This is a genomic window from Lachnobacterium bovis, assembly GCF_900111325.1.
GTDB classification, from domain to species: Bacteria; Bacillota; Clostridia; order Lachnospirales; family Lachnospiraceae; genus Roseburia; species Roseburia bovis_A.
Window position 1 is genome coordinate 38096 of record NZ_FOGW01000006.1, and the last position, 12149, is coordinate 50244.

Genomic DNA, 12149 nt, shown 5'->3' on the forward strand with positions numbered 1-12149 from the left:
AAGAGGTATTTTATAATGGCAAAAGATATTAAATATGGTTCACAAGCTCGTGCAGCTTTAGGCGCAGGTGTAGATAAATTAGCAAATACAGTACGTGTAACATTAGGACCTAAAGGAAGAAATGTTGTATTAGATAAATCATATGGTGCACCATTAATTACAAATGATGGTGTTACAATAGCAAAAGAAATTGAACTTGAAGATGCATTCGAGAACATGGGTGCACAATTAGTAAAAGAAGTAGCAACAAAAACAAATGATGTAGCAGGAGATGGTACAACTACAGCAACTGTTTTAACACAGGCAATGGTTCAAGAAGGAATGAAAAACCTTGAAGCTGGAGCTAACCCAATTGTTTTACGTCGTGGAATGAAAAAGGCAACAGATAAAGCTGTTGAGGCTTTAAAAGAGATGAGCCAAAAGGTAAATGGTAAAGATCAAATTGCTAAAGTTGCTGCAATTTCTGCTGGTGATGAAGAAGTAGGTAACTTAGTTGCAGATGCAATGGAAAAAGTTACAAATGATGGTGTTATTACTATCGAAGAATCTAAAACAATGAAAACAGAATTAGATTTAGTTGAAGGTATGCAATTTGATAGAGGATATTTATCAGCATATATGTGTACAGATATGGACAAAATGGAAGCAACATTAGATGATCCATATATTTTAATTACAGATAAGAAAATTTCTAATATCCAGGATATTTTACCATTGTTAGAGCAAATTGTTAAAACAGGCGCTAAATTATTAATTATTGCAGAAGATGTTGAAGGTGAAGCTCTTACAACATTAATTGTAAATAAATTACGTGGAACATTCAATGTTGTAGCTGTTAAGGCACCAGGATATGGCGACAGAAGAAAAGCTATGCTTGAAGATATTGCAATTTTAACAGGTGGACAGGTTATTAGCTCAGATTTAGGATTAGAATTAGCAGATGTTACAATCGATCAATTAGGAAAAGCTAAATCAGTTAAAGTACAAAAAGAGACAACAGTTATTGTTGATGGTGCTGGTTCTAAAGATGCAATTCAAGCGAGAATTAAACAAATTCGTAATCAGGTTGAAGAAACAACTTCTGAATTTGATAAAGAAAAATTACAAGAAAGACTTGCTAAAATGGCTGGTGGTGTTGCAGTTATCAGAGTTGGTGCAGCAACAGAAACAGAAATGAAAGAAGCAAAATTAAGATTAGAAGATGCATTAAATGCTACTAGAGCAGCAGTTGAAGAAGGAATTATCTCAGGTGGTGGATCAGCTTACATTCATGCAGCTAAAAAAGTTCAAGAATTAGTTGAAACTCTTGAAGGAGATGAAAAAACTGGTGCAAGAGTTATATTAAAAGCATTAGACGCACCATTATATTACATTGCTGCAAATGCTGGATTAGAAGGTGCAGTCATCATTAATAAAGTAAGAGAATCTGAAGTGGGTGTTGGATTTAATGCAGCAACAGAAGAATATGTTAACATGGTAAGCTCAGGTATCCTTGATCCTGTAAAAGTAACAAGAAGTGCATTACAAAATGCAACATCAGTTGCTTCAACATTATTAACAACAGAATCTGCAGTTGCTAATATAAAAGAAGAAGCACCAGCTATGCCAGCTGGAAATCCAGGAATGGGTGGAATGATGTAATTTAATAGTTAATGAGTAAATAGAAAATATTATAATTAACTATTTAAAATTAGCAAAAAAGTATATGCTTATATATAATTTATACATTATTCTATAAAAATAACACATGAAATTTATTAAAAGTAATCGGAAGAAAAGCGCTAATTGGTGGTGTTTTTCTGACGATTACTTTTTTTATAAAATAGTAAGAAAAAAATGTTGCTTTAAACATATTTGTTATGTTATACTCTACTGTGTGTGTTTATTTTGCAAGTTACTCATCTTTGTAAAAGACATACCAAATAGAAACAAGAAAACACGGTTAATGACGGTAAAACTGGTGCCTGAAAAGGTAGCTTTGTCGAGTGAGTTGACCGGAAGAATTAAACCATGGAGGTATTAAAATGAGTGTTATTTCAATGAAACAATTATTAGAAGCAGGTGTTCATTTTGGACATCAGACAAGAAGATGGAATCCTAAAATGGCTCCATACATTTATACAGAGCGTAATGGTATCTACATCATCGACTTACAGAAATCTGTAGGAAAAGTTGATGAAGCATATGATGCACTTTCTGACATCGTTGCTCAAGGTGGAACAGTTCTTTTCGTTGGTACAAAGAAACAGGCTCAGGATGCTATCAAATCTGAAGCAGAGCGTTGTGGAATGTACTTCGTAAACGAAAGATGGTTAGGTGGTATGTTAACTAACTTCAAGACTATCCAGAGCCGTATTGAAAGATTAAAACAGATCGAAACAATGTCTGAAGATGGAACATTTGATGTTCTTCCAAAGAAAGAAGTTGTTGAACTTAAAAAAGAATGGGATAAATTAGAGAAAAACCTTGGTGGTATCAAAGAAATGAAGAGAATTCCAGATGCTATCTTCGTTGTAGATCCAAAGAAAGAAAGAATCTGTGTTAAAGAAGCTCAGTCTTTAGGAATTACTTTAATTGGTATCGCTGATACTAACTGTGATCCAGAAGAATTAGATTACGTTATCCCAGGTAACGATGATGCTATCAGAGCAGTTAAATTAATTGTTTCTAAAATGGCTGATGCTGTTATTGAAGCAAAACAGGGTGTAGAAGAAGTAAACTCAGAAGCAGATGTTGAAGAAACAGAAGCTTAATTTGCTCTATCCTTTTAAAAGAAGAGGAAAAAGTATTTTAAAGAACTCAAATAGATGTGAAATGCAGTCGTAAGACTGCATCACATCGTGCGAGTTTTTTGAAATGTTTAATTAAATTAAATAATTGGAGGATGAAAATAATGGCTATTACAGCAGCTATGGTAAAAGAATTGCGTGAAATTACAGGCGCAGGTATGATGGATTGTAAAAAAGCATTAAATAAAACAGAAGGTAACATGGATGAGGCTATTGAATTCTTAAGAAAAAATGGCCAGGCTAAAGCAGAGAAAAAAGCTGGTAGAGTTGCAGCAGAAGGTCTTTGCTCAGTTAAAATCGATGGAAATACAGCAGCTATGGTTGAAGTTAACTCTGAGACTGATTTCGTTGCTAAGAACGAAGTATTCCAAGAATTCGTTGCTTCTGTAGCTACTCAGGTAGTTAATTCAAACGCTACAACAGTAGAAGAGTTATTAGAAGAAGATTGGAACGAAGATGCAAGCAAGAAAGTTAAAGATGCATTAGTAGATAAAATTGCTGTTATCGGTGAGAACTTAAAAATCAGAAGATTTGTTAAAGTTACATCTGAAAACGGATGTGTTGTTTCATACGTACATGGTGGCGGAAGAATCGCTTCTATCATTGAAGCTGAAACAGAAGTTGTTAATGATGACGTTAAAGAAGCATTATTAAACATTGCAATGCAGGTTGCAGCTTTAAATCCAAAATATATTTCAAGAGAAGAAATTTCAGCTGAGCACATTGCTCATGAAAAAGAAATTCTTCTTGCTCAGATCATGAACGATCCAAAAGAATCTCAGAAACCTGAGAAAGTTATCAAAGGTATCGTTGAAGGTCGTGTAAACAAAGAATTAAAAGAAGTTTGCTTAGTAGATCAAGTTTACGTTAAAGCTGAAGACGGAAAACAGACTGTAGCTAAATACTTAGAAGAAGTATCTAAAAAAGTTGGTGCTACTGTAACTGTTAAGAAGATGGTTCGTTTTGAAACTGGTGAAGGAATCGAGAAAAAAGAAGAAGATTTCGCTGCAGAAGTAGCTGCACAGTTAAATGCATAATTTGTAAGAGATTATACTTACTTATCCCCAAAGTCATGCGAAGTCATTGACTTTGGGGCTTTGTATATAACGAGAAAATAAAAGGATTACATTCCTTGAAAAAGTCGGATAATATCTTATTATTTCTCCTTTTTTTTAAATATTTCCACAAGATTTTATTTACAACCTATTAATATATGATAAAATATAACTAGGTATAATAATTTAGGAGGAGATTATGGAAGAAAAGGGGGAAAATGTTAATGAAGCAAGAAATAGGCGTAGGCGTATAAATAAGATAAAAAACACTATAGTTATATCTATTATAGTGTGGATGGTTTTATCATTTATAGGCTTGGTTTGTTTGAGTATTTTTGTCGTTCGCTTGAATAAAGATATTAAATTCTTATCAAAACAATTAGAACAGCGTTCTTATAATGGTGTCGGTGTTCAAAAAGATAATCTAAATAAAGTTTATCTTACATTCGAAGGCGGGCCAAGTGAAAATACACAACGTCTTTTAGATGTTTTAAAAGAACAAAATGTTAAGGCAACTTTTTTTGTTGATGGGAATGAAAGTGTACAAGCAAAAAATATTTATAAACGAATAGTAGATGAAGGACATACATTAGGGATGCGTTCGTATACTAATAAGTTGAACCAAGTATATAATTCAAAAGAGGCATTTGAACAAGATTTTTTCCATTTACAGAAGCTATTGTACAATAATACGGGAGTAAAATGTAAATATTACAGATTCCTAGGAAGTAGTAACAATCGTATAAGCAACGTGAGTATGTCAGTGTTTGTTGATTTTTTAAAAAAACATAATATAACATATGTTGATTGGAATGTTGCTGAGATTTTATCACTTAATAGTGAAGATAGAATTCAAAAAATGGAACAAGAAATTGCAAAAAATAAGATATCTGTGGTTTTGTTACATGATGGAATTGTAGAGTCAACAACGGTTGAAAATTTGGGGAGACTGATAAATGATTTAAAGAAATCTAAATCTCAAATTTTACCGATTGATAAAGATGCAAATGTAATACAGTTTTTTAATTCTAGTAGTATTGAATAAGGGCAAGTAAATATAAGGGATTAATGGAGGTTTTGAAAATGGGACTTTTTAAAGATTTTAAAGATGATTTTTCACAGTCAGTTAACGAAATTGCATCGGTGGATGAAAAGAAAAATGAAAAGACTACAAAAACAATTGAGTTAGATGTTGTAAAAAATAAAATGACATCTGAAAGCACCGATTTAAAATCAGAATTGTCAAAGCTAGATGGTTTGCTTGAACAGGTTAATGAGCAAGAAAAAAAGAATGGTTCAGCTGTTTCAACAGGGGCAAACAAAATGAATAATCAATCTAGAATAGAAGAAAATCCATTAGTAAAAAATAACGAGGAAAGAATTGAAGATGATAGAACTAAATCACAATTTATTGAATTGACAGGAGAGGCTTCTGATGATGTATCAGTTATTACTACTAGTACAACATTAGTTGGAGATATTCAGACAACTGGTTCGTTTGATATCCAGGGACAGATAAATGGAAATGTTGCATGCAATGGTAAATTGAATGTCACAGGTACAATTATCGGAAATAGTAATAGTGCAGAGTTTTTCTCTGATGCTGCAAAAGTTGAGGGAGAAATAGTAAGTACAGGAACAGTAAAAATTGGTGCTGGTTCTGTAATTATTGGAAATATATCTGCAACTTCTGCTGTAATAGCAGGTGCTGTAAAAGGTGATATAGATGTTCAAGGTCCTGTTGTAGTTGATACATCGGCAGTTGTCATGGGTAATATTAAATCTCGTACAGTTCAGATTAATAATGGTGCTGTAATAGAAGGCTTTTGTTCACAGACTTACGCGGAATTAGATGTTCAAGGCTTATTCGGAGTAAACTAAAGAGGTAATAAAAATGAAACGTATTTTATTAAAATTAAGTGGTGAAGCACTTGCGGGTGATAAGCATCAAGGATTTGATGAGGCTACAGTAACTGTAGTAGCTAAACAAATTAAAGAAGTTGTAGAACAAGGAACACAAGTTGGTATTGTTATCGGAGGAGGTAACTTTTGGAGAGGTAGAAGTAGCGAAACAATTGATCGTACAAAAGCAGATCAAATCGGTATGTTAGCTACAGTTATGAACTGTATTTATGTTTCTGAAATTTTACGTTCAGTTGGTTTAAAAACTGCAGTTCTTACACCTTTTGAATGTGGTTCAATGACTAAGTTATTTTCAAAAGATCGTGCAAACAAATATTTTGAGAAAAATATGGTTGTTCTTTTCGCAGGTGGTACAGGACATCCTTATTTCTCAACTGATACTGCTACTGTTTTAAGAGCAATTGAAATTGAAGCAGAAGGAATTTATTTAGCAAAGGCAATTGATGGAGTATATGATAGTGATCCAAAAATTAATCCAGATGCTAGAAAATATGATCAAATTTCTATTGATGAAGTAATTGAAAAAAAACTTGCGGTAATAGATTTAACAGCATCTATTATGTGCATGGAAAATAAAATGCCAATGTATGTATTTGGTTTAAATGAAGAAAATGGTATCGTTAAAGCCGTAACAGGAGATTTTAATGGTACTAAAGTGACAGTTTAGTAGGAGGAAATTCATAATGGATGAAAGACTTAATTTATACAAAGAAAAGATGCAGAAATCCTTAAAAAATCTTGAAGAAGAATATGCGTCAATTAGAGCAGGAAGAGCTAATCCACATGTACTTGATAGAATTCGTGTAGATTATTACGGAACACCAACAGCACTTAATCAGGTGGCTAACGTTTCGGTTCCTGAACCAAGAATGATTCAAATCCAGCCATGGGAAGCTTCACTTGTAAAAGAAATTGAAAAAGCTATCTTAGTATCAGATTTAGGATTAAATCCAACAAATGATGGTAAAGTAGTACGCCTTGTTTTCCCTGAATTAACAGAGGAAAGACGTAAAGATCTTGCAAAAGATATTAAGAAAAAAGGTGAAGATGCAAAAGTTGCTATCAGAAATATTAGAAGAGATGCAAAGGATTCATTTAAAAAGCTTAGCAAAGAAGGCGATATTTCTGAGGATGAAATCAAAGATTTAGAAGATAGTGCTCAAAAATTAACAGATGAATTTATCAAGAAAATTGATGCTGCTGTTGAAGTAAAAGCTAAAGAAATCATGACAGTTTAATATTTGATAACTTTATAAAGTGAAAATATAGACTGGTGGGGCATTGTATGTACATGCCCCACTTTCTACATAAGGAGAAAATTTAATGACTAATAATTATAATGAAATTAAGGATAATTTAAAAATTCCAAATCATGTAGCAATTATTTTAGACGGAAATGGAAGATGGGCAAAAAGCCAGGGAAGACCTAGAACATACGGACATACAGTTGGAGCAAAAAACGTAGAAAGAGTATGTGAGGCTGCAAATAATTTAGGAATTAAATATTTAACTTTATATGCATTTTCAACTGAAAATTGGAATAGACCAGATGGTGAAGTAAAAGCATTAATGAAGTTATTAGGAAATTATCTCTCAACATGTATTAAAACTGCAAATAAAAATAATATGAGAGTTAGAGTTATTGGTGACAAAACAAGACTTACAGCTAAATTTCAAGAAAAAATCAAGGAATTAGAAGAAGTTTCATCAAAAAACACAGGACTTAATTTAACAATTGCAATTAATTACGGTAGTAGAGATGAAATGATTCGAGCATTTAAAAAAATGACAGTTGATATTGAAAATGGATCTTTAAAAAAAGAAAGCATTGACGAAAAATTATTTTCTTCTTATTTAGATACGAAAGATATTCCGGATCCTGATCTAATGATCAGAACAAGCGGAGAACAGAGACTATCAAATTATTTGTTATGGCAGTTAGCATATAGTGAGTTTTATTTTACAGATACACCTTGGCCAGCATTTCATGAAGAAGATTTATTATTAGCAGTTAAGGAATATACTAAAAGAGATAGAAGATTTGGTAAAATAGAAGAGTAAGTGATTTTATTTTTTTGCAGAATGTTATATAATAGAATATATTATGCAAAAAATGTTTTAAGGAGACAAAATTAATGTTTAAAACAAGACTTATTAGTGGAATAATATTAGTTCTGCTTTCGATAATTTTAATTACAATTGGGGGTGATTTGCTACTATTTTCAACTATGGCAATTTCATTAGTTGGAATGTTTGAACTTTACCGCATATTTGAAATTCAAAATAAATTACTTGGATTTGTTGGTTATGCATCGGCGGTAGCATTTTATAGTAATTTCAAATGGCACTTTGTAAGTGATGTAGTATTGATTTTTATGGTAACCATGATTTTGACAATGTTTGTTTATGTTTTTACATATCCTAAATATAAAGCAAATCAAGTTTCGATGAGTTTCTTTGGTATTTTCTATGTTGCAGTAATGCTTTCATATGTATATCAAATTAGAAATCAAGTAAATAATGGACTATACATTGCATTTTTAATTTTTATTTGTTCTTGGGGATGTGATACATGTGCATATTGTGCAGGAAAATTATTTGGAAAACATAAGATGTCACCAAAATTAAGCCCTAAAAAATCGATAGAAGGTGCAGTTGGTGGAGTGTTAGGTACTGTTGTTTTGACAGTAATTTATACATCTATTTTCAAAAATAAGATGTGTAGTGATACAAGAGAAATCATAATTTTAGCAGCTGTTTCAGCGATTGCGGCATTAGTTTCTATGATTGGAGACTTGACAGCGTCAGCTATTAAAAGAAATTATGATGTTAAAGATTATGGAAAATTAATTCCAGGTCATGGTGGAATTCTTGATAGATTTGATAGTATGATTATTACAGCTCCTATTATTTATTATTTAGCACATTATATGCTTTAATAATAGAAAGTTTAGTATTAAAAATATCGGGATTACATTGTTATAGGAATTATAATGAATAAAGGAGAACCAAAGTGAGAAATATTGCGATACTAGGTTCTACAGGTTCTATAGGAAAGCAAACATTAGAAGTTGTAGAGGAACAAGGAGATATAAATGTAGTTGCTCTATCTTGTAGAGGAAATATTGATATTATAGAAGAGCAAATCAGAAAATTTAGACCTAAATTAGTTTGCGTATTTGATTCCAAAAAGGCTAAAGAATTAGAAGTCGCTATTAAAGATTTAGATGTCAAGGTAAGATCTGGAATGGAAGGTCTTATAGAAGTTGCAACTATTAAGGAAGCAGATATTGTTGTGTCTGCAGTAGTTGGAATGTTAGGAATTAGACCAACAATTGCTGCAATAAAAGCAAAAAAGGATATTGCATTAGCAAATAAAGAAACATTAGTTACGGCAGGACATATAATAATGCCACTTGCTAGAGAAAATGGTGTAAAGATTTTACCAGTCGATAGTGAACATAGTGCTATTTTCCAATCATTAAATGGAGAAAATTTTAATAAAATAAGTAAAATTCTTCTTACAGCATCAGGCGGACCATTTAGAGGAAAAACTTTAGAGGATTTGAAAAAAGTACGTATTGAAGATGCTCTTAATCATCCAAATTGGTCAATGGGTAAAAAAATAACAATTGATTCGTCTACTCTAGTGAATAAAGGCTTAGAAGTGATGGAAGCAAAATGGCTTTTTGGAGTTGATGCTAAACAGATTCAAGTTTTAGTTCATCCACAAAGTGTAGTTCATTCAGCGGTTGAGTATGAAGATGGTGCGGTTATTGCTCAGTTAGGAACACCTGATATGAGATTGCCAATTCAGTATGCGTTGTATTATCCATTAAGACGAAATTTATCAGGAAAAAGATTAGATCTATTTGAATTAGGTCAGCTTACTTTTGAAAAACCTGATTTAGATACATTTAAGGGTTTGGCGCTTGCATATGATGCAATTGAAAAAGGTGGTAATATGCCAACTATTTTTAATGCTGCCAATGAAAAAGCTGTTGCTATGTTTTTGAACAATAAAATAAAATATTTAGACATAGTAGAGATTATACAATCAAGCATGGAAAATGTGAAATTTATTGATACACCTAAATTAGAAGATATTCTTATGACTGAGAAAGAAACATACAGTTATATAGAAGAAAGGTGGTAAAATGAGTATAGTAATTGCAATAATTGTATTTGGTGTAATTGTTTTATTTCATGAATTAGGACATTTTTTATTTGCAAAATTAAATAATGTAAAAGTAAATGAATTTTCGTTAGGATTAGGTCCAACACTTTTTGGTATAAGAAAAGGAGAAACGTTGTATTCAATCAAACTCCTTCCATTTGGCGGAGCGTGTGTAATGGAGGGAGAAGACGGCGAAAGTAGCGAAGCAGAGGGGACTGATACACTTCGTAACACTTCCCAAAATGTCCAAGAAGAAATTATAGGCTCGAAAGAAAGTATACAAGTGGATGAGCATAAAGATGTTGGAAGATCATTTAATGATGCATCTATTCTTGGGAGAATGAGCATTGTGTTCGCAGGTCCTTTTTTTAATTTCATTATGGCATTTGTTTTCTTGATAATTGTTATAATGGCATCAGGATATGATACAACTAAGATTGTTGGGGTATCTAAAGGTTCTGCGGCTGCCGAAGCTAATATACAACCAGGTGATGATATAATCAGTATTGACGGAAAGAATATACATTTCTTTTCGGAATTATCAACATACAGGGTATTTCATCCTAACAAAGAAATAGATTTAAAAATTGAACGAAAAGGAAAAGTTTCAGAGGTAAAGATTGCTCCAAAATATGATAAAAAAACTAAGCAGTATTTGTACGGTATTGCAGGTGGAGCAGTGAAAAAGAATCCTAATATATTAGATGCTACAATTCATTCAGTTTATAAATGTAAGTATTATGTAGACACAACAATTAGTAGTTTGAAGCTTTTAGTTACAGGAAAGGTTAGTGCTAATGAGATGAGCGGCCCAGTTGGAATTGTAAAAGACATGGGCAGTAATTATAATGAGACAAAAGCCCAAGGTGGGATGCAAGTTGCAATTTTGTTTTTATTAAGTTATGCAGCCTTATTGTCAGTTAATCTGGGTGTAATGAATTTATTACCAATTCCTGCACTTGATGGTGGAAGATTATTCTTTTTAATAATTGAAGCTATCATGAAAAAGGTATTCAAAAAAGAAGTTGATAGAGAAAAAGAAGGATTAATTAACTTCGTAGGAATTGCATTATTGTTGGGGTTAATGGTATTAGTAATGTTTAATGACATTAGAAAAATTGTTATATAAATTTTGGAGGCAGTTTATATGTCGAGAAAAAATAGTAAAGTTGTAAAAATTGGTAATAAAGTTATAGGTGGTAATAATCCAATATTGATTCAGTCTATGACAAATACCAAAACAGAAGATGTTGAAGCAACTGTAGAGCAAATAAAACGACTTGAAAAAGCTGGTTGTGATATTATCAGATGTGCTGTTCCAACTAAAGAAGCAGCATATGCTATTAAAGAAATAAAAAAACAAATTAACATACCTTTAGTTGCAGATATTCATTTTGACTATAGATTAGCATTATTAGCTATAGAAAATGGTGCAGATAAAATTAGAATTAATCCAGGTAATATTGGTAATATAGATAAAATAAAGGCTGTTGTTGATGCAGCAAAAGAAAAAAATATTCCAATAAGAGTTGGAGTTAATTCTGGCTCATTAGAAAAAAATATAGTTGAAAAATATTCAGGTGTTACAGCTGAAGGACTTGTAGAAAGTGCACTAGATAAGGTTCACTTGATTGAAGGATTAGGATATGACAATTTAGTAATTAGTATTAAATCATCAGATGTTTTAATGAGTGTTAAGGCACATGAATTAATAGCTAATAAAACTAATTATCCACTTCATGTTGGTATAACAGAATCTGGAACACTCTTGAGAGGAAATATTAAGTCATCAATTGGATTAGGTATTATTTTAAATGAAGGAATTGGTGATACAATTAGAGTTTCTCTAACAGGTGATCCAGAGCAAGAGATAATTACAGCCAAACTGATTTTGAAGACATTAGGTCTTAGAAAAGGTGGCATAGAGGTTGTTTCTTGTCCAACATGTGGCAGAACACAGATAAATTTAATTAAGCTTGCAAACGAAGTTGAAGAATTAGTTGCTAATTATCCATTAGATATAAAGGTTGCCGTAATGGGCTGCGTTGTAAATGGACCAGGTGAGGCAAAAGAAGCTGATTTAGGTGTTGCAGGTGGTAAAGGCGAAGGTTTAATCATTAAGCATGGTGAAATCTTTAAAAAGGTTCCAGAGAATGAACTTTTAGCGGAACTTAAAAATGAATTAGATCATTGGGGAGAATAAAA

General features: G+C 32.0%; 12 protein-coding genes. All 12 read left to right on the forward strand.

Annotated elements, in window-relative coordinates:
• Positions 1-15 precede the first annotated feature (15 nt).
• The 12 genes from groL (at position 16) to ispG (ending at position 12147) form a co-directional block, all read left to right on the forward strand.
• On the forward strand, positions 16-1641 hold the full coding sequence (groL, locus tag BMY79_RS02765; protein ID WP_074730383.1) for a chaperonin GroEL: 1626 nt from the start codon (positions 16-18) through the stop codon (positions 1639-1641).
• Between the two features lie 383 nt (positions 1642-2024).
• Positions 2025-2753: a 30S ribosomal protein S2 gene (rpsB, locus tag BMY79_RS02770; protein WP_022747986.1), complete on the forward strand. Its 729-nt coding sequence runs from the start codon at positions 2025-2027 to the stop codon at positions 2751-2753.
• 140 nt (positions 2754-2893) lie between these two features.
• Positions 2894-3826 carry a translation elongation factor Ts gene (tsf, locus tag BMY79_RS02775; RefSeq protein WP_022747987.1) on the forward strand — a complete coding sequence of 311 codons (933 nt, stop codon included), beginning with the start codon at positions 2894-2896 and terminating at the stop codon, positions 3824-3826.
• 217 nt (positions 3827-4043) lie between these two features.
• Positions 4044-4889 carry a polysaccharide deacetylase family protein gene (locus tag BMY79_RS02780; protein WP_083383451.1) on the forward strand — a complete coding sequence of 282 codons (846 nt, stop codon included), beginning with the start codon at positions 4044-4046 and terminating at the stop codon, positions 4887-4889.
• Between the two features lie 38 nt (positions 4890-4927).
• Positions 4928-5725, forward strand: a complete 798-nt coding sequence (locus BMY79_RS02785) for a polymer-forming cytoskeletal protein (protein ID WP_022747990.1) — start codon at positions 4928-4930, stop codon at positions 5723-5725.
• 13 nt (positions 5726-5738) lie between these two features.
• Positions 5739-6434: a UMP kinase gene (gene pyrH / locus BMY79_RS02790; RefSeq protein WP_022747991.1), complete on the forward strand. Its 696-nt coding sequence runs from the start codon at positions 5739-5741 to the stop codon at positions 6432-6434.
• Between the two features lie 16 nt (positions 6435-6450).
• The gene (frr, locus tag BMY79_RS02795; RefSeq protein ID WP_022747993.1) at positions 6451-7005 is read left to right on the forward strand and encodes a ribosome recycling factor; all 555 of its coding nucleotides are present in this window, start codon (positions 6451-6453) and stop codon (positions 7003-7005) included.
• Positions 7006-7090: 85 nt separating this feature from the next.
• Entirely contained in the window at positions 7091-7828 is a 738-nt protein-coding gene (locus BMY79_RS02800; protein ID WP_022747994.1) for an isoprenyl transferase, read from the forward strand.
• A 74-nt stretch (positions 7829-7902) separates the two neighbouring features.
• Complete coding sequence (locus BMY79_RS02805) at positions 7903-8706, forward strand: phosphatidate cytidylyltransferase (protein WP_074730384.1); 804 nt, start codon at positions 7903-7905, stop codon at positions 8704-8706.
• A 74-nt stretch (positions 8707-8780) separates the two neighbouring features.
• Positions 8781-9923, forward strand: coding sequence for a 1-deoxy-D-xylulose-5-phosphate reductoisomerase (locus BMY79_RS02810; RefSeq protein ID WP_022747997.1), 1143 nt, complete (start codon positions 8781-8783; stop codon positions 9921-9923).
• Between the two features lies 1 nt (position 9924).
• Positions 9925-11073, forward strand: a complete 1149-nt coding sequence (gene rseP, locus BMY79_RS02815; RefSeq protein WP_022747998.1) for an RIP metalloprotease RseP — start codon at positions 9925-9927, stop codon at positions 11071-11073.
• Positions 11074-11091: 18 nt separating this feature from the next.
• A complete protein-coding gene (gene ispG, locus BMY79_RS02820; protein ID WP_022747999.1) occupies positions 11092-12147 on the forward strand; it encodes a flavodoxin-dependent (E)-4-hydroxy-3-methylbut-2-enyl-diphosphate synthase in 1056 nt (351 codons plus the stop codon).
• Positions 12148-12149 lie beyond the last annotated feature (2 nt).